Source organism: Acidithiobacillus sp., assembly GCF_023229925.1.
GTDB lineage: Bacteria > Pseudomonadota > Gammaproteobacteria > Acidithiobacillales > Acidithiobacillaceae > Acidithiobacillus.
The window spans coordinates 638392-659237 of sequence record NZ_JALNYM010000001.1; the positions used below are offsets into that span (position 1 = coordinate 638392).

Annotated in this window: 22 protein-coding genes and 1 pseudogene; 11 read left to right on the top strand and 12 right to left on the bottom strand. The window is 56.5% G+C overall.

Translation table 11 applies throughout. The features are described from left to right. Positions 1 to 31 precede the first annotated feature (31 nt). Positions 32 to 691 carry a high frequency lysogenization protein HflD gene (hflD, locus tag M0P56_RS03275; RefSeq protein WP_291508617.1) on the top strand — a complete coding sequence of 220 codons (660 nt, stop codon included), beginning with the start codon at positions 32 to 34 and terminating at the stop codon, positions 689 to 691. Between the two features lie 50 nt (positions 692 to 741). Here hflD and lon read toward each other — a convergent pair whose 3' ends face one another. From lon to M0P56_RS03290, 3 genes are all read right to left on the bottom strand, one after another. Then, on the bottom strand, positions 742 to 3099 hold the full coding sequence (gene lon, locus M0P56_RS03280; protein ID WP_291508618.1) for an endopeptidase La: 2358 nt from the start codon (positions 3097 to 3099) through the stop codon (positions 742 to 744). Between the two features lies 1 nt (position 3100). Beyond that, a complete protein-coding gene (locus M0P56_RS03285; protein ID WP_291508619.1) occupies positions 3101 to 3499 on the bottom strand; it encodes an Hsp20/alpha crystallin family protein in 399 nt (132 codons plus the stop codon). Between the two features lie 172 nt (positions 3500 to 3671). Next, entirely contained in the window at positions 3672 to 4472 is an 801-nt protein-coding gene (locus M0P56_RS03290; RefSeq protein ID WP_291508620.1) for an EAL domain-containing protein, read from the bottom strand. 195 nt (positions 4473 to 4667) lie between these two features. Here M0P56_RS03290 and M0P56_RS03295 point away from each other — a divergent pair, with 195 nt between their 5' ends. From M0P56_RS03295 to M0P56_RS03315, 5 genes are read left to right on the top strand one after another with little or no spacing between them, the layout of a single operon-like run. Next, positions 4668 to 4793 carry a hypothetical protein gene (locus tag M0P56_RS03295; protein WP_291508621.1) on the top strand — a complete coding sequence of 42 codons (126 nt, stop codon included), beginning with the start codon at positions 4668 to 4670 and terminating at the stop codon, positions 4791 to 4793. Next, the gene (locus tag M0P56_RS03300; RefSeq protein ID WP_291508622.1) at positions 4790 to 5926 is read left to right on the top strand and encodes an ABC transporter permease; all 1137 of its coding nucleotides are present in this window, start codon (positions 4790 to 4792) and stop codon (positions 5924 to 5926) included. Before M0P56_RS03295 ends, M0P56_RS03300 begins: the two co-directional genes overlap by 4 nt. Before the next feature lies 1 nt (position 5927). Continuing rightward, positions 5928 to 6620: an ABC transporter ATP-binding protein gene (locus M0P56_RS03305; protein ID WP_291508623.1), complete on the top strand. Its 693-nt coding sequence runs from the start codon at positions 5928 to 5930 to the stop codon at positions 6618 to 6620. Continuing rightward, complete coding sequence (locus M0P56_RS03310; protein WP_291508624.1) at positions 6610 to 7704, top strand: HlyD family secretion protein; 1095 nt, start codon at positions 6610 to 6612, stop codon at positions 7702 to 7704. The genes M0P56_RS03305 and M0P56_RS03310 overlap by 11 nt, the downstream gene beginning before the upstream one ends. A gap of 11 nt (positions 7705 to 7715) precedes the next feature. Continuing rightward, positions 7716 to 7955 (top strand): hypothetical protein, encoded by a 240-nt coding sequence (locus M0P56_RS03315; protein WP_291508625.1) that lies wholly within the window; start codon positions 7716 to 7718, stop codon positions 7953 to 7955. A 133-nt stretch (positions 7956 to 8088) separates the two neighbouring features. Here M0P56_RS03315 and M0P56_RS03320 read toward each other — a convergent pair whose 3' ends face one another. Further along, positions 8089 to 9072: an HAD-IIIC family phosphatase gene (locus M0P56_RS03320; RefSeq protein ID WP_291508626.1), complete on the bottom strand. Its 984-nt coding sequence runs from the start codon at positions 9070 to 9072 to the stop codon at positions 8089 to 8091. A gap of 109 nt (positions 9073 to 9181) precedes the next feature. On the opposite strand from M0P56_RS03320, the gene M0P56_RS03325 reads away from it, so the two are divergent. After that, on the top strand, positions 9182 to 9457 hold the full coding sequence (locus tag M0P56_RS03325) for a type II toxin-antitoxin system MqsA family antitoxin (RefSeq protein WP_291509248.1): 276 nt from the start codon (positions 9182 to 9184) through the stop codon (positions 9455 to 9457). Here the strand turns inward: M0P56_RS03325 and M0P56_RS03330 are convergent. The 4 genes from M0P56_RS03330 to M0P56_RS03345 form a co-directional block, all read right to left on the bottom strand. Then, positions 9440 to 10600: a glycosyl transferase family 8 gene (locus M0P56_RS03330; protein ID WP_291508627.1), complete on the bottom strand. Its 1161-nt coding sequence runs from the start codon at positions 10598 to 10600 to the stop codon at positions 9440 to 9442. The genes M0P56_RS03325 and M0P56_RS03330 overlap by 18 nt on opposite strands. After that, positions 10597 to 12684, bottom strand: coding sequence for a tetratricopeptide repeat-containing sulfotransferase family protein (locus tag M0P56_RS03335; RefSeq protein ID WP_291508628.1), 2088 nt, complete (start codon positions 12682 to 12684; stop codon positions 10597 to 10599). Before M0P56_RS03335 ends, M0P56_RS03330 begins: the two co-directional genes overlap by 4 nt. Then, positions 12677 to 13267 (bottom strand): 2OG-Fe(II) oxygenase, encoded by a 591-nt coding sequence (locus tag M0P56_RS03340; protein ID WP_291508629.1) that lies wholly within the window; start codon positions 13265 to 13267, stop codon positions 12677 to 12679. The genes M0P56_RS03335 and M0P56_RS03340 overlap by 8 nt, the downstream gene beginning before the upstream one ends. A gap of 90 nt (positions 13268 to 13357) precedes the next feature. Next, a complete protein-coding gene (locus M0P56_RS03345; RefSeq protein WP_291508630.1) occupies positions 13358 to 13591 on the bottom strand; it encodes a hypothetical protein in 234 nt (77 codons plus the stop codon). 146 nt (positions 13592 to 13737) lie between these two features. Between M0P56_RS03345 and M0P56_RS03350 the strand changes: the two genes are divergently transcribed. After that, positions 13738 to 16044, top strand: a complete 2307-nt coding sequence (locus tag M0P56_RS03350) for a TonB-dependent receptor (protein WP_291508631.1) — start codon at positions 13738 to 13740, stop codon at positions 16042 to 16044. Between the two features lie 50 nt (positions 16045 to 16094). Here the strand turns inward: M0P56_RS03350 and M0P56_RS03355 are convergent, their stop codons facing one another. Continuing rightward, on the bottom strand, positions 16095 to 16700 hold the full coding sequence (locus M0P56_RS03355; RefSeq protein WP_291508632.1) for a YbhB/YbcL family Raf kinase inhibitor-like protein: 606 nt from the start codon (positions 16698 to 16700) through the stop codon (positions 16095 to 16097). A 366-nt stretch (positions 16701 to 17066) separates the two neighbouring features. Between M0P56_RS03355 and M0P56_RS03360 the strand changes: the two genes are divergently transcribed. Together M0P56_RS03360 and M0P56_RS03365 are read left to right on the top strand one after the other, a co-directional pair. After that, positions 17067 to 17336, top strand: a complete 270-nt coding sequence (locus M0P56_RS03360) for an AbrB family transcriptional regulator (RefSeq protein ID WP_291508633.1) — start codon at positions 17067 to 17069, stop codon at positions 17334 to 17336. Next, complete coding sequence (locus M0P56_RS03365; RefSeq protein WP_291508634.1) at positions 17333 to 17686, top strand: type II toxin-antitoxin system PemK/MazF family toxin; 354 nt, start codon at positions 17333 to 17335, stop codon at positions 17684 to 17686. The genes M0P56_RS03360 and M0P56_RS03365 overlap by 4 nt, the downstream gene beginning before the upstream one ends. 755 nt (positions 17687 to 18441) lie before the next feature. Here the strand turns inward: M0P56_RS03365 and M0P56_RS03370 are convergent. Further along, positions 18442 to 18552 (bottom strand): annotated as a pseudogene (locus M0P56_RS03370) (IS110 family transposase); the annotation flags it as partial. Between the two features lie 421 nt (positions 18553 to 18973). On the opposite strand from M0P56_RS03370, the gene M0P56_RS03375 reads away from it, so the two are divergent. After that, positions 18974 to 19648, top strand: a complete 675-nt coding sequence (locus tag M0P56_RS03375; protein ID WP_291508635.1) for a class I SAM-dependent methyltransferase — start codon at positions 18974 to 18976, stop codon at positions 19646 to 19648. Between the two features lie 403 nt (positions 19649 to 20051). On the opposite strand, the gene M0P56_RS03380 is transcribed toward M0P56_RS03375, so the two are convergent. After that, positions 20052 to 20330 carry a type II toxin-antitoxin system RelE/ParE family toxin gene (locus M0P56_RS03380; RefSeq protein ID WP_366110150.1) on the bottom strand — a complete coding sequence of 93 codons (279 nt, stop codon included), beginning with the start codon at positions 20328 to 20330 and terminating at the stop codon, positions 20052 to 20054. A gap of 25 nt (positions 20331 to 20355) precedes the next feature. Next, complete coding sequence (locus M0P56_RS03385; RefSeq protein WP_215854143.1) at positions 20356 to 20607, bottom strand: type II toxin-antitoxin system Phd/YefM family antitoxin; 252 nt, start codon at positions 20605 to 20607, stop codon at positions 20356 to 20358. Positions 20608 to 20846: the final 239 nt, after the last annotated feature.

Below are 20846 nucleotides of genomic sequence, written 5' to 3' on the forward strand. Positions count from 1 at the left end.
ATTCGCCCTTTCTCCAGACAGGCTCAACACCATGTGGTCATTTCTTCTTCCTGATGCCCGGCGCCGCCGCGACCGCGCCCTGGCCCTCGCCGGCGTACTGCGCAGCGCCCTGCTGGTGCAGAACATTGCGCGCAACGGCACGCAGCCTGGAGAACTGCTGCAGACCTGTATACAGAGCATTCTCGCGCTGGAGTGTCAGGATAGCCAAAGTGCCTTGGGCGATGTCGCCAGCCTGCGTCAACCCCTGGCCCTGCTCTGCCCCTTGCTGCAACGCGGCCCCGGCAACGCCCAAGAGGCCGAACTACTCCGCTACAGCATGGCGCTGACGACCCTCGGCAAACGTTTGCTTAAAAATTCGTCCGCTACCCAGCGCGTTCAGGAAGGTATCGAACAGGCACAGCGCCAGGTCGTCCATTTTGGCGATCCGACACAACGCAGCATCATTGCCGGACTTGCCCAGACTTACACAGAGGCCATCGGTACCCTGCGCCCGCGCATCATTGTCAGCGGTGAAAGCCGCTTTCTGAGCGATCCCGACGATGCCGCACGCATCCGCACCCTTCTGCTCAGCGGCATCCGTGCGGCGGTCTTGTGGCGCCAGGCGGGTGGCCACCTGCCCGGCGTCCTCCTGGAACGCCGCGGGCTCTGCCAGGAAGCAGAAGAACTGCTCGCCATCCATCCCACAGCATGACACGTTTCAACCCCATCACCGGTCGGTGATCTGGCCGAGGTCACATATTTTCAGCCCATTTCCAACGCCTGCGCCACGGCCTCTTCCACCCGCTCTATCCATATAAAAGTGAGTTGTTGCCGGGCATTCTCGGGGATATCTTCGTAATCCCGGCGGTTGCGCGTCGGCAATAGCACCGTATCAATACCGGCACGCAGCGCCGCCAGGACCTTTTCCTTGATCCCCCCGACGGGCAGCACCAAACCGCGCAGACTGATCTCGCCCGTCATGGCCACATCCGGTCGGACTTTGCGGCCGGTCAGCAGAGAAATCAATGCCACAAAGAGCGTCACCCCAGCGCTGGGTCCATCCTTGGGGATAGCACCAGCGGGGATGTGGATATGGATATCGCTCTTGTCGATACTCTCCTGGGCAATTTGCCAGTCCGCCGCCCGCGCCTTGACCAGGCTCATGGCCGCCTGGGCGCTCTCCTTCATGACATCGCCGAGCTGGCCGGTCAGGATGAGGCGGCCGTTACCGGGGCTCTTGCTGGCCTCGATAAAGAGGATATCCCCGCCCACCGGCGTCCAGGCCAGGCCGGTGGCCACGCCGGGCAGGGCTACCCGCGAAGCAACTTCGTTTTCAAAGCGCTGGGGGCCGAGGATCGTCGTCAGATCGTCGGGACGGACGTGCATCCCGCTACTGCTGCCTTCGGCGATGCGCACCGCCACCCAACGGCAAATACCCCCCAGCTCCCGTTCCAGATTGCGACAGCCGGCCTCACGGGTGTATCCGTGAATCAGCGCCAGCAAGGCATCTTCCTCCAGGACCAGTTGCGCCTCCGTCAGGCCCGCCGCCTCCCGTTGCCGGGGCAGAAGGTAGCGGGAGGCAATATGTCTCTTGTCCTCTTCCGTATAGCCCGAGAGCGCGATGATCTCCATCCGGTCCCGCAGAGGACCGGGAATGGTATCCAGGACATTGGCCGTCGCGATGAAAAAGACATGACTGAGATCGAAGGGCATGGCCAGATAGGTGTCGCGAAAGCTGCGGTTTTGCTCCGGATCGAGCACTTCCAGCAGGGCTGCGGCGGGATCACCATGGAAACCACCCGCGCCGAGCTTATCGATCTCATCCAGGAGCATCACCGGATTGCGCACTTCCACCTTGCCCAGCGCCTGGAGAATGTTGCCCGGCAGGGCGCCAATATAGGTGCGCCGATGGCCGCGGATCTCCGCCTCGTCATGGACGCCGCCCAGGCTCACCCGCACAAACTTGCGCCCCATGGCGCGGGCGATGCTCTGGCCCAGAGAGGTCTTGCCCACCCCCGGCGGTCCCACAAAGCAAAGAATGGGGCTCTTGCCATTGGGATTCAGGCGATGTACTGCCAGATGCTCCAGAATGCGCCGTTTGATCTTGTCGAGGTCATAGTGATCTTCGTCGAGAATCATTCGGGCTTCGGCGATATCGATGCGCTCCGCTGTCTCCTTGCTCCAAGGGAGGGCCAGAATGGCGTCGATATAACTGCGCACCATGCCATACTCCCCAGCCCCCTCGGGCATCCGTTGCAGGCGACGCAACTCCTTGCGGGCCACCGCCTCCGTCTCGGCGGGCAAGTGCGCCTCGTCAATGGCATGGCCCAGCGCCTCCATCTCACCGTTGCTTTCCTCTCCTTCCCCCAACTCCTGCTGGATGGCCTTGAGTTGCTCGCGCAGGAAATACTCGCGCTGGCGGCGATCCATGACCTCCTTGGTCTGCTCGCCGATCTTGTGGGTAAGCTTCAGGACCTCGATGCGATAGCTCAAAAACTGCGAGATCTGTTCCAGTCGGCTGCGGACATCAAGGTTTTCCAGGATCTGCTGGCGCTCCTCGGCCTTGAGATCGAGAAAGTTGGCAATCAGATCGGCCAGCGCTCCGGGCTGCTCCACATGAGCGATGGCCTGGGCGAGCTCCTGAGGTACCTGAGGTAGCAGAGACAGGGCTTCGGTAGCCTGCTGACGCAAGTGCAGAACACGGGCATCGAGTTCCGAACCGCTAGCGGTGATCTCCTCGAGTCGCTCGATACGGGCCGCCAGAAAGGGATAATCCGGCAAAAATTCGCGCACCCGAAAACGACTTTCGCCCTGAGCAATGAGGTGGTGGCTGCCATCGCCCGTGGTCACATAACGCAAAACACTGGCCACCGTACCCACCGCATATAAGTCACCAGGGCCGGGTGTATCGTTGCCGGGGTCCTTTTGCAGCAACACGGCAACGGGACATTCCTGGCGAATGGCCTCCTGGGCCGCTGCTACCGATGCTGCGCGACCAATACCGAGGGGCAGAACCACCCCCGGGAAAAGAACAAGATTGCGCATGGGCAATACCGGCAGAACATCCTCGGGTAATGCCTGCTTGTGGCTTCCGCTCGCCCCCGTGTGCGTGTCTTCCATTTCATACCCCCTGCTGGCGAAAGGACAAATGGAGACAGCCATCGCGCATTTCCCAGCCCTGTAAGGTCAACCCATCAGGAACTCGCAAACGCCGGTCAAAAGCGCCGTAGGGAATCTCCAGGCGATGGATATGCCCCGTTTGCAGATCTGCGGAAAGCCGGCGCAGACCACTCACCATCAGCACATTGCCGCTGAAGATCACCCGTACCGCCTCCGGGCTCACGCCCGGCAAAGCCACGACAATCTGCAGCCCCTCACTGGTCTCGAAAACATCCGTAGGCGGCTGCCATAGCGGTTGCCGATCCGACCGCGCCGGTTGAAAGAAACGCCGCTGCAGGCGTTCTGCACGCTCCAACATGTCTATGGCCTGCATCCACATAATGTCTTCCAGTTCGCGCATACCGGCCCCCTAGCTGACCTTCATCACATCCTGCTATTATAGCGTATACCGGCGCAGTTCTGATTTTTTCATCCACACCGAAAGTTGGCGCCCTCGCCATCGCTGAATGCCAGGATGATCCCACTTACTTGGACGCATTGGCCGGAACAGGTCATTGGTCAACGAGAACAGGTCACTCGTTATATCTAGCGAAACCCTGTGCAGCAACTGATGAGTCTTTCCTGTAATTCATATGATTGAAATTGTTAACCCATGCACTCACGTCACTGGCAGGCATCGGCTTGGCAAAGAGATAGCCTTGCATGGCGTGGCACTCCAGCGTCTCCAGTAATCGCAAATGACCGATGGTTTCCACGCCTTCGACGATCACGTCAAGCCCCAGCATATTGGCGGTCGTCATGACGCCGGCGACAATAGCGAAGTCCCGCGGATCGTTCAGGATATTCCGCACGAAGCTCTGATCCACCTTGATGGTTTGCGCTGGTAGTTTTTGTAGGTAACTCAGGGAGGCGCTGCCGGTACCAAAATCGTCCAAGGCGATACGCAGGCCCAAGTCATTGCAGACCCGCAAGGTTTCTTGTGCTTTGGGAAAATCAAGCAAGGGGGCGCTTTCCGTGATCTCGATTTCACACATTTCCGGCGCGATGTCAGGATGCGCAGCCAAGACCGCACGCACATCATTCAAGAACTCGGGATCCAGCAGATGGCAGGCACTGATGTTCATCGACATCCGTAAAGGAAGCCCATCGCGATGCCACTGCTCCCCTTGCGCCAACACGGCATCCAGCACGAAACATCCAATGCGTCGAGCCAGGCGGGGATGATCCAGGGCTTCGGCAAACACGGCTGGCGTGAGAATCCCGCGCTGCGGATGCGCCATCCGGATCAACGCCTCAAAGCCGATAATCCCTTGGCAGGATGCAGTCCCGTCGCGCATAGACACCACCGGCTGGTAGTACATGATCAGCCGCATAGACACCGCAAATGACAAGCTTGCATATTGGACGAGTGCTCTTTTTTCTGAACTATGAAGTATTGCATTTTTAGTATAGAAACGTAGAGTACGCAAGGCCTCGTCGTTATACGATGGCTGCAAAGAAGCGCAATCTCTACCCGGCGGGCCGACAGGACCGAAGGTTATCTAAAATCAGGCGGAGGTTGGGGAAATATGGGTGCGGTCATTGCCAACTGGCTGTTTTTCAGTCATAAGACCGTCAGCATCACACACCAAAACGGCATCAGCCAGGCGTTCGCCAGCCATCAGGGCAGCGCACCAAGAGGCAAGCACTTATGAACGGCCTGCTCCGTATCGCTCTGAAACTGCTGCTGAACGACAAAGGCAAATTCGCCACCCTGGTCATTGGCATCACCTTTTCCGTGTTTCTGATGATGCAGATGACCTCCATGTTCTCCGGCATACTCTATCAATCTGCATCCAACATCGTGAATGTCGGCGCCAGGATGTGGGTGATGGACCCCGCCGTCCAAACCCCGCAAAACAGCATCCCCATGCCCAACTACGTACTGGACGCGGTACGTAGCATACCCGGCGTAAAGTTTGCAGTGCCTTTTTATGTCGGTGCGGGCCTCGTCAGGCTCAATGACGGCACCTATCAGTCCGCCACCATCATCGGCCTGGACGATGCCAGCCTGTTCGGTCGACCGGCGATCATTTCCGGCCGCATTACGGACATTTACCAGAACAACGCCTTCATCATGGTCAAGGATGCCAACTACGCCAAGCTGGGCAGCCCCAAAATAGGCACCAGCTTTGAAATCAATGATCATCGCGCGGTTGTCGTGGCCCTGGCCCATACTCCGGTGCCCGGCCTGTTCGGTTTGCCAACCCTGTATACCACCTATAACCGCGCCACCCAGGATCTGCCCTCCACCCGCTATCTGATTTCCTACATCCTGGTGCAACCGAAAAGCACCCAGGATATCGCCGCCATCCAACAGCAGGTCAAGCGTCTGGGCTATCTGGCCTTGACCGATCAGCAGTTCATCAACCGTAACGACCGGTTCTATGAGTTTCAGACCGGGATGGGCACCAACATCCTGATCATGACCCTGATCAGTTTTCTTGTCGGCCTATCCATCGCTGGCGAGACCTTTTATATGTTCGTCCTGGACAATCTCGAGCACTTCGGCGCCCTCAAGGCCATCGGCGCAAAAAGCGGCGAACTCATTCAAATGATCGTCTTTCAGTCACTGGTCGTCGGCTTTCTGGGCTTTGGCTTCGGCGTGCTCCTGTCCTCCACCATGATCGCCATTGCCAAACTGAAGATCGCCAACTACGCCGCCATGGTGACCTACGAAAACCTGTTTATGGCCCTCATCATGGTCCTGATCATATCCGTTTTCTCGAGCTACATCGGCATCCGCAAAGTCATTCGCATAGACCCCTTCGACGTCTTCCGGGGCTAGCATGATCCTGACGGCGAAAGGCATCACCCAATCCTTTGGCGAAGCGCCGAATCAGACCTACGCGCTCCGCGACGTCAGCTTCGCTGTGGATTTCGGCGAGATGCTCTATATCGTCGGCCCTTCCGGCTCCGGCAAGACCACGCTGTTGAGCATCATCTCCGGTATCCTGCGCCCCGATGGCGGCGACGTGGTGGTGAAGGGTACAGACATCTGGAAGTTGGACAGCGACGCCTTGGCCGGCTTTCGTCTGCAGACCATTGGTTTCGTCTTTCAGGACTACCATCTTTTTCCCCGCCTGACCACGCTGGAAAATGTGGCCATTCCGCTGATTCTTCGGCGTGAGCCCTGGGACAGGAGTCTGGCCGAAGCGCGCAAAACATTGCAGATCGTCGGCCTGGCGGAAAAAGAAAGCTTACCGCCCTACAAGTTGAGCGGCGGCGAGCAACAGCGGGTCTCCATCGCCCGCGCCATCGTCGCCCAGCCGGACCTGCTGATTTTCGATGAACCTACCGCCTCCCTGGATGGAGACACCGGCAGGAAAATCATCGCCTTCGTCAAGGAGCATATTTTGAATGCGCAGCGTGCGATTATCATCGTGACCCACGACAGCAGAATTTACGAATATGCGACGCGGATCATTCGCATGGAAGATGGCAGGATCGTCCCCGGAACCGGAGTGGACCATGAGAAATAAGATACTTTTCGGGCTGGCCATCGTGGGGATCCTCATCGGCCTGGTCAGCGCCTACATATATAGTCGGCAAACGCCGCCGCAACCCCCTCTGGCCACCAACTATGATCCTTACGCCAACGGCCTATTCGCCAACGGCATCATCGAGAGTTATGCGACCAATGGCGAAAACATCAACATCTACCCGCAGGTGTCCGGAAGGGTGACCGGCATCTTCGTTCAGGATGGGCAGACCGTGGCGAAGGGGACGCCGCTCTTCGCCATCGATGACGCCGTGCAAAAGGAGGTGGTGGCCCAGAACATGGCCCAGGCCCAAGCTGCCCTGGCCCTGTTACAGGAGTTGAAAGCAGAGCCCCGCAAGGAAACCTTGCGCATTGCCAAAAAACAAGTCGAATATGCCCGAGCCAGTCTGAAATACCAGCAGGCACAACTGGAAATCACCAAAAAGGAAATGGCCATCAATCCCCAGACGGTGAGCAAACTTGCCCTGGAGAACGTGCAAAACTCTGTCCTGATCGCCGAAAACAATCTCAAAGTGACGCAGGCGCAGTATGCGCTGACCCAGGCGGGCGCCTGGAGTTACGATATCAAAAATCAACAAGCTATCTACCATGCGGCGCGCAAGACCTACGCGTCGAGTAATGCCTTGTTACAGGAATATGTCGTGCGGGCGCCGGTCACCGGCGATATCCTGCGTATCAGCACCGCGATTGGCAGTTACGCATCCCCTCAGGGCGTCTATGGCACTTATACACAGGGGATGGATCCGGTCGTGGTGATGGGCAAGAAGACCGCCTACCTGCAGGTCCGCGCCTATTTGGATGAGATATTGGTTCCAAGACTGCCTGCGCCTGCCGATATAACCGCGAAGATGTTCATTCGCGGCGCCAGTAATGTCAGCGTACCGCTGCAGTTCGTACGGATACAACCCTACGTGACGCCGAAGATCGAACTGTCCAACCAAAGGACGGAAAAAGTGGACGTGCGGGTGCTGCCAGTCCTCTTCAAATTTAAGATTCCAAAACACATGAACCTGTTTCCCGGCGAACTGGTGGATGTGTATATAGGGAAAAAGTCAGGACCATAAATGCGATACCCGTGCGCGGGCCAGAAGGCGCGGCAGGCGTCATTGCGGCCGGTGGCGGTAAAACGCCCCACATAATCCGTATATCCGGCCTCCTGCATCTGTCGCAAGGCCTCGGCCAGAAGCGCCGTTTCGATACCCAGGCCGAACACGCGGCAGGACAGCACCACCTGCACAATCTCGTTATCGCGCAGCAGAGCCAGAGCGATGAGGCCATGATTGGCGAAGCGATCTTCGGCGCTGGCGGCCAGTAACCTGCCGCCAGCGCCTAGCCACACCCGCATTTCCGCATCGGACCAGCGCTGGCCGGTGGTATTGAACTGATTGGTTTTGTTGAGCAATTCCAGAGCGCGGGCATAGCGGGAGTGCCGGGCATCGGCGATGCGATCAAAGCGCAGCGTGAGGCCCAGATCCTGCAGCCAGGCTTCCCGGTCTTGCACGGGCGCGGCCTGGTCGCGGGCCATTTTGGCCTGGATCAGTTCGGTACGATGGGCGGACTCTTCCGTTACCCGGAGCACCTGGGTTTCGGGCGCATAGAGCAAAACATGCCGCCAGCGCCCCGATCAGAAAACGCATCTGCGGAAAAGCCCGCCGTACTTCTTCAATTTCCAGGGGATTATCGTCTATAAACAGCGCCTGCTCGGGCAGGATATTGGTGGCCTGCAAAATGTCGGCGATATTGTCGGATTTGGGACGCCAGTTGATCTGCCGCGCGCAAAAGTCCTCCAACCGCAAAGCCTGTCCCCAAACCTGCCGAAAGCGATCGCAGGTTGGCGCCTCGTCATTTTTACTGGAAATAGCCAACAAAAGCCCGCGTCGCTTGCATTCCAGCAGCGCCCCCGCATAGCCGATAGGCCACCCCTCCGTGTGCCGCCAGGGAGCGACTTCCTCTTCTTCGGCCAGCACCCCACGCCAGAGGGTGTTGTCCAGGTCCGTAATGATAATTTTAACCGGGTCTTTACCACACAGCACAGCCCAGGCACCCTCCAGACGATCTAAAATATCCCGGCAAATCCACTCGCCCTGCTGACTGCGCGGAAACAATCCGGCATGGGAATAATGCCCGACATAACCGTCGTAGGCACCCGCATCTCCATAATATTTACGTATATCATTAATTTCAAAATATAATACATTCTGACGAGTAGAGAGAATGCTTTCCATTTCATCATTTATTGCGCGAACAAGATGATATATTGACTTGTCTCTGTTTCGTCCAAAGACACCAAATAATTGCTCTGGAGGCTCTAAAAATGACAAAAACAATATTGGAAAACCGCTAGGTATCAATCTTAAAACATGTTCAATAACCGTGTTTAAATGGGCAATACTGTTAGCCAGAAGCAATTCGTGATCCGCCTCGGCACGCAAGTAAAATAAATCACCATTACCGTTCCCTGATACCATACCCAGAACGGTAGTTATGACGATGAAATGTCCGGTAAGCGGTGCGGCAGAGCTCATCCACGATACACGCGATATGCCTTACACGTACCAAGGAGAGACCATTATCATCCCGGAGGTCACGGGAGACTATTGCCGGACCTGTGCGGAGTCTCTTCTGGATGCGGGCGAAACGGATCGCGTGATGCGCAAGATGCGTTCTTTCTCCCTGCACGCTTGGACATCTGCAAGAGCCCAGACAATTCCACATCCGGCAAAGTGGAGAGCACCCGGTACAGCAGGCGGATTTCCTGGGGAATACCATAAAAGCTGTCCAGGGCCGGATGCATTTCCATCAGAACACGGAGATTAAAGCCGATACACCCCAATCGACGGCCACTCGCTCCAGCACCCCCTGCCAATCCCCCCTGCGGGTTTGCCGGAAGAGGCGATGGCTGGGATACCACGGGGTGTCCTCGCGCTCCGTCATCCATCTCCACTCAGCTTCAAACGGTAGCAGCACCCAGGTGGGACGGCCGAGCGCCCCCGCCAGATGGACTGGAGAAGAGTCCACGGAGATCAGCAAATCGGCGATCTGCAGAATGGCGGCGGTGTCCTCGAAGTCGCGTATCTCGTCACTCAGGCGGCATAAATTCATGCCTGTTGGGGCAGGCTGGTAGGCTGCCGGTCCTTTCTGGATGGCCAGGAAGGAAGCAGCAACCGTGGCAAGAGAAGCGAATTGCTCCAGACGCATGGAGCGGTTGCCATCGTTGGGATGGGCAGGCCGCCCTGACCAGGCCAGAGCGACCCAGGGGCGAGGGAGGTCGTGCAAGCGCGCTTGCCAATGTGCGATCCGCCCGGGATCGGCCTGTAGATAGGGCATCTCCAGGGGCAGGTCCGAGAGCTGCAGGCTTAGGGCGTGGGGCAGGCTCATCAGTTCGCAGTGGGCGTCAAAGCGCGGCGGCAGCGTTCCCCGAGGCTGTACCGGGAACTCGGGATAAGCCCGGCGCACCAGGGAGAGGGACTCGTGATTGACCTCGACCAGAATCTTCGCCTCGCTGTGTTTCTGGGCGGCACGAAGTAGGCGGATGAACTGAAAAGTATCGCCATAGCCCTGTTCGTCGTGGATGAGCAGGGTTTGGCCGGAGATCGAGCGCCCATCCCAGCGGGGAGCGGCCTGAATGTGTCGGGCGAGGGCCGTGGTGTGGGGCAGATGGTAGCGGTATCGGTACGCCTCCCAGCCGTGCGCGAAATCCCCCAAGGTAAGCAGGGTATCGGCGAGATCGTAGCGCGCGGGGAGATCGCCGGGGAGGGTCTCGACGATCATCTCCTGTATCTTGCGTACGGCCTCAAACCGGCCCTGACGGCGGTAGGCCAATGCCAACAGCTTCCAGAGGGGGATGGGGCCCGTCCCCCCCTGCAGATAGGGATGCAGGAGGGTTCCCACCGCCTCGGGGAGATCGGCGGCGATGAGCGCCTGACCGTGGGCAAGGAGCTCGGCGATGGAACGCTTCATGCGTCGGGATCGATCTCCAGCGCCTCCAGCAGCGGCTGGAGTTGCGCGGCGTGGATCTTCCAGCGGCCGACGGAGCTCCGATAGATGGGTTTGCGGACCTGATTGACGCTCGCCGTCTTCACCGCTCGGCGGGTTTCGTAAAAGTGCTTGCAACCGGGTTCCCAGTCGAGACCAAGGAAATCGAGCAGACGGCGGGTTTGATCTTCCTGATCGTCCACCACCGCCTCGTAGTCCACTTCCAGAAACTGGCTGGCCGGGAGGATATGCCGCCAGTGCTCCATCAGCCGGGCATAGGCCCGGTAGAAGCGCCCGAGCTCCTGCAGATCGTAGGAAAAGCGCTGCTCCCCCGAGAAGTTTTTGCTGTAACAGGACAGGCAGGTATCCACCGGATCACGACGGCAATGGATGATCTTCGCCTCGGGCAGGAGCAGCGGAACGAGCCCCGCATAGAAGAAGTTCGCGGGCATCTTGTCGACGAGATAGCGGGCCTTCTCAGCGAGCGGGGTGATACGATCCCGATATCGCTGGCCAAGGCTCCGAAGCTGCTCTGGAGGGAGAGACACCAGGGCCTCCGGATATATCCCGACCGCATCGACGATGCGACGCAGATCATTCAGTTCTCCGGCACCGTGTATTGCGGAATGTGAGGCGAGGATCTGTTCGATCAGGCTGGTGCCAGAGCGGGGCATGCCGACAACAAAGACGGGGATTGCTTCCGTAGCGGCTTGCGATATGGATGGAATATGCCACTTGTCTTTCGGGAACAGAGTGATGATCCGCTCCGCCAGTGCATCGGCCTGAGCGGGATCGTAGCTGAAAGTGGCACGCTTGGCGGCATTGCCCGCGTGCAGATGGGCAAAGGCGCGCTGCGAGTCCTGCAAGTCCAGATGGGCTTTGCCAAGGGCAAAGTCCAGCAGCATCCGGTCGCGGGGCAAAAGCTCTTGCTCCAGCAGGGCCTGCATGCGGGGCAGCAAGGCGTCCTCGCGCGTAAAACGATGCAGATCGGCCCAGTTGTACCAGGCACTGGCCGAGCGGGGAAAACGCTCGATGGTCCTCTCGAAAAAGCGTTCGGCCGCCGTCCTGGCGCCCTGCTCCATGTGCAGCACCGCCTGACTGATCAGGGCGTCTTCTGCCTTGACCCCGGGTAGTTCTCCGGCCTTGGCATAGGCGGCCAGAGCCTCTTCGTGCCGCCCCAGAGCCTGCAGGACACTACCGCGAGCGTATTCGGCATCCGCAGATTCCGGGGCATGTTGCACCGCCTGCTCTGCGGCTTGCAAGGCTTCAGGCAGGCGTTCGGCCTCCTTCAAGAGGGTGGCTTTGGTGGACCAGGCCTGGCCATTCTGGGACTGAAAGGCAAGCAACGCCTCGACCCAGCGCAGGGCCGCTGCGGGGTTCTGGCGCTCCTGCTCGGCAGCGGCGAGGTTGATATAGGCATCCGTCAGATGCGGATCGAGAGTAATGGCCCGGCGTCCCGCTTCGATGGCGGCTTCGGTCTCGCCCCGGTCGGTGAGGAGCTTGGCGAGATTGCTATAGGGCTGCGGATAGGCGGGATCGAGGACCATGGCTTGCCGCCAGTACTGCTCGGCAGAGCTGAAGTCTCGCTGCCGCAGACAGGTATTACCGAGGTTATTGAGGACCTTGGGATTTTTTGGCTCGACAGCGCGTACCCGTTCCAGGTATTCCAGGCTCTCGTCAAACCGTCCCATCTCCTGCAGGAGGATGCCCAGATTGTTCCAGGCACCCGAGAGCTGGGGGTCGCGGGCGAGCGCCTCGCGGGCGGACCGCTCGCCTTCAGCGAGTTGTCCGCGTTGGCGGAGCATCTCGGCGAGATTGCTCCAGTAGACCGCTGCTGCCTGGGGCGAGGCGCAGGCTTGACGAAGATACTCGATAGCCGGGTCCAGACGACCATAGGCATGTGCCATGAGACCCAGCAGGTGCAGGGCGTCGGGCTGGCCGGGGAAGCCCGCCAGAATACGCTGGCAGAGCTGTTCGGCCTGGGCGGCCTGCCCAGCTTGCCAATGGGCCTGGGCCCGTTGCAGGGCCTCGGGGAGGGTCATGGTCGGGGCTTGGAGTGGGTCAGACATAGGCTTCCTGGCGCATCCATTGAGTGGCAATCCATTTTTCTCCTTTGTGCACCGGGAGGCCGGCGTGCAAAGAAAGGGGGTGGCGCTGGCCTTCTTCGTTCAGATTGCGGAAAAGAACTCCGCCCCCGGGAATGGGCGAGACCTGCAGCCCAAGTTCCGGAAAGGCCGTCTCTCCACCTTCCTCGACGGCATTGAGGTAAAGGATGAGAGTGGCCTGGCGGTTGCCACCCTGACGCAAAGTCGGGGCATCAGCCGCAAAGGCGTCATAGTGCGGCTTATATTCCCCGCCCGGGCGATAATGCAGAATCTGCAAGGGCTCCTGACAGTCGATGGGGATGCCGGTCAATTGGGCAATGCCCTCAGCCAACGACTGCAGGATGGGATAGTCGTCGCGCTTGGGCCAGGCCATCTCCGAAACCCGTTCACCGTGGGCCACCTCCTGCCCGGTCTGCTCGTCGGTCACCGTCGCCGGGCGCAACAGAAATTGTCCGATGGCGATGAGGTTCTGGCAGTTCTCGAGCGTGAGCAGACCCGCCCAGGCGCTGAGCCCGATACGATCGACCTGTAGCAAACGCTGTGGCATTCAATCCCCATAGAAAACGCCCGGCACGGGACCGGGCAGAAGAATATTGGTACTTTAGCGAAAACCGCTGACCCGCGATAGTTGGCCCACTCACCACCGATAGCGGGCGATGAGGTCGAAGCTGTTGAAGTGGGTATCTCCTGCGAACTGGCCCTCATAGGCAAGCTTCGCCACCCAGGGACCCTTGCCCTGCAGGGTCAGGCCCACCCCGATGTCGAGCGCGCCCGCCGGAGCCACCAAGGTCCGAGTGAGATTGTCGCCCAGGTAGCGGGTCTGTTGCAGCACATTCAGGTGCAGGGTACCGACGTTGGCCGCACCCCCCAATCAACCGCCAACCGGACAAAGTTTATGAAAAGTTGAAATGTCACAAGAATGTCACCCTGGTTTCATCAGAGTGTCACATTGTGACGATATTCTTATAGATGTGGCAATTAACCGCAGACACAGCATTGTGCAAGGAGATAATAGTTATGACGTATTCCCATCATCGCCCGCTGCTCTTGGCCCTGGCTAGCGCTGGAATGATTGCTCTGATGTCCCAGGCGCATGCGCAAGGCGACAGTGGGGAAACCACTGTTCAGGTCGGCCAAGTATCCAAAAAGGCAAAGGTTATTGCCAGTAAGAAGAAAGTCCCCTTAAAGGCTACCTACTCGGAGCACGCCATTAGTGCCGAAATGGTGCGGCGCGCCTCGCCGATGCAGAATGCCCAAACGATTCTCGCCACGAAGCCGTCGATAAACGCATACAGTACCGGCCCCAACGGCGTGCGCAGCACCATCACCTTCCGCGCCTTCAACAGTGGGCAGTTCTCCGAGACCTTCGACGGCATCCCTCTCAATGACATGTTCAACGGTGGGGCCACGAATCAGGCATCGAATCGCAACGCCATTCCACTGACTCTCAACGATATTTCCGGCATCAACATCTACAACGGGATCAACAATCCTTCGGTCAACTCGTACAACTCCCTGGGCGGCACCATCAATTATCAGCCGCGCAAGCCGAGCAAGATTCTGGGCGGGTCGGTGGGCATGGGCTACGGCAGTTTCGGGACCTTTCAGTGGAATGCCTTATTCAACACCGGCTCCATCGATGGCTTCCGTTCTCTGTTCGCCTACAACCGGCAGACCAGCAACGGCTGGTTGCAGAATTCCGGCAACCAGAACACCAACTACTACTACGCCGGGATTCTGCCCTACGACCACGGCATGTCCCGAATGTCGGCGTATGTGATCGTCAACCGCAACGTGGGTTATACCCCGCATAGCGTGCCGCAGACCCTGATTCAGCAATATGGTTACAGCTACCAATGGCCGTTGAATTATTCCACCACCTCGAATACCGATACCGAGCTAACGGCCATCCTGGGCGACAAGAGCGTCATCAACCGCCATGTGATCCTGGGCGCAAAGGTATACGTGCAAAACAACAACTACCATCGTACCTCCTATGCGAACCCGGCTTTCGATCAAAGCGCCAGTCAGCCCTATTACCTTCCGAATCAAGGTACGGGCTATCCCTTCTGGCTCTCCTATCCGGTCCCTCCCACCTATGATCCCAGCGCCATCTTCGGGTCGACCCACTATGGTACCGATTATCACCTGTACGAAGACATCTCCAACAGCCTTGGCTTTTCCCCCAAGGCGCAGTTCATCCTGCCGCACAACCGGGTAACCCTCGGCGGCAATGTTTCCTACGGTATGCTCCACAGTGCGGAATACTGGTACGGATCTTATGCCATGCCGAAGGTGTCTCAGTACAATAGTGCCTGGGATGAACATGACACTCGCCTGCTCTCATCGGTCTACATCCAGGACAACATCAGCCTGTTGGGCGGCAAGGTGCATATCACTCCGGGCATAAAGTATCTGTATGCTTATACGACAAGCTCCGATAATATAGGCTTCTATTACCCGATCGGTGGGACCGTAGCGAACAGCCAGGCATTCACGTCACCGACCATCGGCATCAGCTTTGCCCCCATCCATGACCTGAGCTTTTACGGTTCCTGGGGTCGGAACATCAAGTTCCCGAATATTGGCGCCTATTACGGCAACATTGCCGAACAGAACAATGCCGGTCAATACGTTGTGGTACCTGTAACCGTGCAGCCGGAATATGTCACGGATTATGAACTCGGGATGCGTTATCGCCACCAGGGATTCATAGGCAGCATCAACGCCTATCGGGAACAGTTCCAGAACACCTTCCTCACGAACACCAATGCCTCCGGCGTGAGCAATACCTACAATGGCGGCAGTTCGCGGTACGAGGGGGTAGAGTTGGCCCTGGAGCAACGTCTCGGCCACTTCCTCTTGGGCCATTGGGCGGCTTTTGCCAACTACTCCTATAACCAGGCGGTCTTTACTTCTTCCTTCAACTCCAGCTACGCCGGCAACGTTCTGGCCGGACAGCCCTTGGCGAATGTTCCGAAAAACATGTTCAATGTGGGTCTGGACTGGGGATACCATCATTTGCATGCCCATATCGATGGGAAATACGTCTCCAGCCAGTATATCAACCAGCAATTTGCAGGCACCCCGACCAGCCAGACCATACCGCCCTACTTCCTGCTGAACCTCGGTGTAGAGGACACGATACCGGTTCACGCCGATTATGTGAAAAATGTGAAATTGGCGCTGAATGTCGACAATCTGCTGAATCGCCATTATTTTCCAAAAGGTTTCAGCAACACCGATTATTACGGCAACGCCTATCTGTCCGTCCTGGAAGGCATGCCGCGCTTTGTATTCGGCAGTGTGACGGTGAAGTTCTAGGATAAGACCTGAATCGGGAGATTTAGAGAGGTAGGAGCACACCTTGCGACTTAACGATCGCCCTTGGCATAGCGCCCCATGAGTGAGGCTTCGGCCAGCACATGTCCGTGCATGGCCGCCTGTAGGCTGTCCTTGTCAGGATTTTGCAGCGCGGGCAGGGTCGTATCTAGGGCATAGAGCCGGAAAAAGTACCGGTGTCTGCCGACGGGTGGGCAAGGGCCTCCGTACCCTCTGCGCTGCCAGTCGTTAAGGCCTTCCCGGGCGCCGGGCGGAAGCCTTTGTACCCCTGCAGAGAGTTCCTGAATATGTGGCGGAATGTCATACACTATCCAATGTACCCAGATGCGCTGGGGAGCCGCGGGGTCCGGGGCGTCTGGATCTTCCACGATGAGGGCCAGGCTTTGGGTCCCGGCGGGGATACCCTCCCAGCGCAAGGGGGGCGAAAGGTCTTTCCCCTCGCAGGTGTACTGGCGCGGAATAATGCCTTCGCTGGCAAAGGCACTGGAATGGATCTGCATAGTTGCCTCCTGGGCGGAAAGTGCAAGCAACGGCCCCGCCAGTGCCGGACCCGCAGGAAAGATGCCAACTACGAGCAGCAGTACAGCCCACCACCAAATTCGGCGCATGTCGGGTTTGGTCCCATCCCTGAAATTCATGATCAGCAGGATCATATGGATTATAGCTCGTACGGAACGCATCATTCGCTGGCGGGACAGGCTCGAACTGCCGACTTAGTGATTAACAGCCCCCTATTTTACCCTTTTTCGTTCAGGCAGTTGAATCACGACCATTTGTTATTTAATCACTTTTGTACACGCCCGTACACGCCCAAACACAATCTCAGTGTCCAGAATGTCCAGCCGGATTTCCGGTACGGACGTCACTCCCCACCAGGCAACCGCCGGGCAACGAACCCTTTGCGCCGCGATGTTCTCCCGCTTAGGGAAGCGGTGTCAGGTTGCACTAAAGTCACACTCGCACTAAACTGTTCAAGCGTTGATGATATTAATAGAGGTTTCGCCATGTTGGTCACAAAGATTCGCAAGCAAGGCGGTGCGGCGGTAGTTACGCTCCCTGCGGAAGTGCTGCGGCAGTTGGATGCCGGTATCGGTGAGGATTTGAGCATAGTGGTCTCCCAGCACACTGTTATCCTGCGTCCGGCACGCGGTGAGCGGCGGCGCTATAGCCTGGAAGAATTGCTCGCTGGTGTCACCGAGCAGGACATGCAGGTCCTCGCTGAAGACACCGCCTGGGCCAGGGAAGGTGCGCCCGCCGGGAGAGAGTTGATTTGATCGGACGGAAGGTTCCATCCCCTGGCGACGTGTACTGGATCAATCCCAATCCAACGGCAGGAAACGAAATCCGGGACCGGCACCGGTTCGTGGTCATCACGCCCACCGAAATCAACAAGCTGGGCTTGGTCACCTGCGTGCCTATCACCAGCGGTGGCAATCACGCCAGGCAGAACGGATTGACCGTGGCCATCGCAGGGCATGACACGACAGGCGTGGCCGTCTGCAATCAAATGCGCACATTCGATCTACGCGCCCGTGCTGGAGACATTCAGTATGTGGAAACGCTGGACCAGCAAACTACGCGCGAAATTATCAACCGGGTAACCAGTATCATCGATCCAGCGTGACGCGATAGGCGCGGGCGTTAGCGGAATGCCGTTTGCCACTTCAGTTCAAGACTCCTCGTTTAGCTGTTAAACAGCGAGGGACGCTTTCGCCACAATTCACTACGTCATGGGCGGAACTTCCGGTTGCGTTGGCGAGAATGCCTGAAGTTTAGGTCTCTCGGATTTGTCCAGGCAATCCAAGCCAACCCATGTAAAGAGTGGTTGACCTGATCATCAACAGGTATACACTTAACCCATAGGTAGCGCTGACCGGTGAAAGTGCCCGCCCGCCTTGCAAAAGGTTCGCACCCTTGAGTGGAATAGCCAAGAGGCTCCGGATTAACAATGCCCATCCCCGTGATGGGCATTGGCTTTTATGGGGCCTCTCGTATAGGTTTACCCAGCAACCGATTTAGCAGGACAATAAAAAACTTGATTGGCTTCTTGTACTTAAGGGCATCAATCCGCTCATGAGCGCTGTTGATAAAAAGGTTAAGATCAGCCCCTTCCGTCTTATTAGCCTTAGTGACCGTAAAAATACCGCATATTCAAATTTACGATCATCCTCCACCATATCGACTGTTATGAACTCTTCTCGGCCGGAATGCAGACAGCGTCTTCTTTCCAGGTCAGCAATAATACTCGGCAACCGTTTAGATAAAGCCCATCTTCCAGAATCAAAAACACGCTTTTCCCGGCTATCGGAGTACCAGGCATCTGCAGCGACATCCTCATCTGTGGACGGCCCCCGGTGTCAGATACCGTCTTGATGACGCCTATGCAAGAGCTTTTTCAGGGTCGAACGGCTGACCGGATTTGAGGACACCATAGGCGATATGCAGGAGCTTGCGCATGGCGGCAATGATCACCTGCATAGGGCGTTTACCATGAGCGATCAGGCGGTCACAGAAAACCGTAATCACAGGATTTCTCGCCTTGGCCGCCTCATAGAGGGCATGACGTTTCGCCAGCAGCGCGTGATCTTCGCCCCGGTGGCGCTGTGCCGGGGTGAAGAGTGGAAGCAGACGTATGACTAGGCTAAAGTATGCGCCATACTTGCCGTGCGCGAGAGGGAGAATTTCATTGTTTTGTCTCATGTGGATGCTTCAGAAGAAGGATAATAAATACAAACATAAAGGCTTGGCATTGAAGGTCCCAGATGGGACATGTATGATGCATTCTGTCTGGTTCATAAAGCTGCGCGCTCTGGTGTGGACCGTTACGTAACAACGATTAGATATCTGATTCATTTAATGTAATCGTAATTCATCATAATACATAATCAATGGTAACAATTTTGGAGAAATTATGAAAGTAAATTATTCTAAGCAAACGCTAAAAACTCCAAATCCTATTGCACGATTTGCTCACACGAAAAGATATCAACTGTCAACAGGGCGCGTGTTAAAATATTTAGGAGATAAGCAAACATTATTAGATTATGGTTGTGGTAAAGGTGATTTCTTAAATGAAATTTTCGAGTTAAGGAATGATGCTAAATTGCTCGGATACGATCCTGAATCAGGGCATTTTTCTGAACGGTATAATATTATAACTGATACTGACAAAATACCTGACAATTCCGTTGACGTTTTTTGCTCATTTGAAACTTTAGAACACTTATATCAAACAGAAAGGAACCGGTTGTATGCAGAAGCGATGCGCGTTCTAAAGACGTCAGGAACAATTATTATTTCCATACCAATCATTGGCGGCCCGACGTTGTTATTAAAAGAAGTTAATAGAATATTATTATTTAAGAGGAGGTCTGATTACACACCAAAGGAGTTATTAGCTGCATCATTTTTTGGTATTCCAGCCGTAAGACCTGATGATTTAAGAGTAACCCATAAAGGATTTAACTTTAGGACCATTGAAAAAGAGCTGTCATCTAATTTTTCCATTAAAAACCGTTTTTATTCTCCATTCACAGCATTGCCATGGTATTTAAATTCACAAGTATTTTATGTTTTAGAAAAATAACATATTGACATTTCGTTTTATCAATGTGCCATCAAGCTGAAACCCCACTTTTCAAATTCCTGATTGGCGCAGAACACCAGGGTCTTCTCGCGCTGGTCGATCTGGCTCATGAAGAGCTTTACCCGATAACGTTCCCGCTCGGGGATGACGATTTTGCGATTGAGGTCCCCTCTTGTTTCTACTGAATACCTCGTTAAACAAGGCTTTTTAACTTGGCTCCCCGGGACAGGCTCGAACTGCCGAACTAGTGATTAACAGTCCCTATTTTACCCTTTTTCGTTCAAGCAGTTTCATCACAACCATTTGTTATTCAATCACTTTTGTACACGCCCGCACACGCCCAAACACAATCTCAGTGTCCAGAATTTGTCCAGAATGTCCAGACGGATTTCCGGTACGGACGTTACTCTCCACCAGGCAAGCGCCGGGCGGCGGACATGTACGCCGCCATGTTTTCCCGCTTACCGACGGCCAGTACCAGAACTACCAAGACATCATCTTCGACGCTGTAGACCAGGCGATAGCCCTGTTTACGCAACTTGATCTTGTAACAGTTCGCCAGATCCCCATGCAGACGGGTGCCGGGCACATGCGGTTGCTCCAATCGCTTCTTCAGAGCCTTGCGCAACGGACCCTTTGCGCCGCCATCGAGCGCATTCCATTCTTCGAGGGCTTCCGGCATGAACTTCAGCCGGTACTTCCCGACCTCAGATTTGGTCAACATCCACCTCTATGGCCGTATCCTTGCGTGCCAACCGGCGTCGAGCGACTTCCAGCAAGTCCCGATCGGCCAGCTCCTCCACCAGCGCTTCAAAAACTTCCGGGTTGACCATATAGAACGCGGGGCGATTGTGATTGAGCACCGCCACCGGGCGCGTCCCCGCGTCCCGGAGTACGCTGGCTGGGTTCTTCTTGAATTCGGTCATACTGATGGAGTAATCGGCGTAAATGGGTTCCATGATGATGTGCTCCTGCATTCTGTATAATGCTAACAGAGCCAAATATAGAGCCGATAACAGCGCTTTTCAAGAGGCTGCCCGACGGAAAACAAAATATGGCGCGGTATTTTCAAGGGGTGAGGCGGCAAGCGAACCCTGAATCTGCGTCAGACGCGAGCATTGGCGGAATGTTTCAGGGTGTCAGAGCAGGTATTTTTGTGATTGTCTAAGCATTTTCAAGGATCAGGATATATTTTCCA

Coding starts and splice junctions, on each gene's coding strand:
- hflD (WP_291508617.1), top strand. CDS start 32: ATGTGGTCATTTCTTCTTCCTGATGCCCGGCGCCGCCGCGACCGCGCC.
- lon (WP_291508618.1), bottom strand. CDS start 3,099: ATGGAAGACACGCACACGGGGGCGAGCGGAAGCCACAAGCAGGCATTA.
- M0P56_RS03285 (WP_291508619.1), bottom strand. CDS start 3,499: ATGCGCGAACTGGAAGACATTATGTGGATGCAGGCCATAGACATGTTG.
- M0P56_RS03290 (WP_291508620.1), bottom strand. CDS start 4,472: ATGCGGCTGATCATGTACTACCAGCCGGTGGTGTCTATGCGCGACGGG.
- M0P56_RS03295 (WP_291508621.1), top strand. CDS start 4,668: ATGGGTGCGGTCATTGCCAACTGGCTGTTTTTCAGTCATAAGACCGTC.
- M0P56_RS03300 (WP_291508622.1), top strand. CDS start 4,790: ATGAACGGCCTGCTCCGTATCGCTCTGAAACTGCTGCTGAACGACAAA.
- M0P56_RS03305 (WP_291508623.1), top strand. CDS start 5,928: ATGATCCTGACGGCGAAAGGCATCACCCAATCCTTTGGCGAAGCGCCG.
- M0P56_RS03310 (WP_291508624.1), top strand. CDS start 6,610: ATGAGAAATAAGATACTTTTCGGGCTGGCCATCGTGGGGATCCTCATC.
- M0P56_RS03325 (WP_291509248.1), top strand. CDS start 9,182: ATGCCTTACACGTACCAAGGAGAGACCATTATCATCCCGGAGGTCACG.
- M0P56_RS03330 (WP_291508627.1), bottom strand. CDS start 10,600: ATGAAGCGTTCCATCGCCGAGCTCCTTGCCCACGGTCAGGCGCTCATC.
- M0P56_RS03335 (WP_291508628.1), bottom strand. CDS start 12,684: ATGTCTGACCCACTCCAAGCCCCGACCATGACCCTCCCCGAGGCCCTG.
- M0P56_RS03340 (WP_291508629.1), bottom strand. CDS start 13,267: ATGCCACAGCGTTTGCTACAGGTCGATCGTATCGGGCTCAGCGCCTGG.
- M0P56_RS03350 (WP_291508631.1), top strand. CDS start 13,738: ATGACGTATTCCCATCATCGCCCGCTGCTCTTGGCCCTGGCTAGCGCT.
- M0P56_RS03355 (WP_291508632.1), bottom strand. CDS start 16,700: ATGAATTTCAGGGATGGGACCAAACCCGACATGCGCCGAATTTGGTGG.
- M0P56_RS03360 (WP_291508633.1), top strand. CDS start 17,067: ATGTTGGTCACAAAGATTCGCAAGCAAGGCGGTGCGGCGGTAGTTACG.
- M0P56_RS03375 (WP_291508635.1), top strand. CDS start 18,974: ATGAAAGTAAATTATTCTAAGCAAACGCTAAAAACTCCAAATCCTATT.
- M0P56_RS03380 (WP_366110150.1), bottom strand. CDS start 20,330: ATGCCGGAAGCCCTCGAAGAATGGAATGCGCTCGATGGCGGCGCAAAG.
- M0P56_RS03385 (WP_215854143.1), bottom strand. CDS start 20,607: ATGGAACCCATTTACGCCGATTACTCCATCAGTATGACCGAATTCAAG.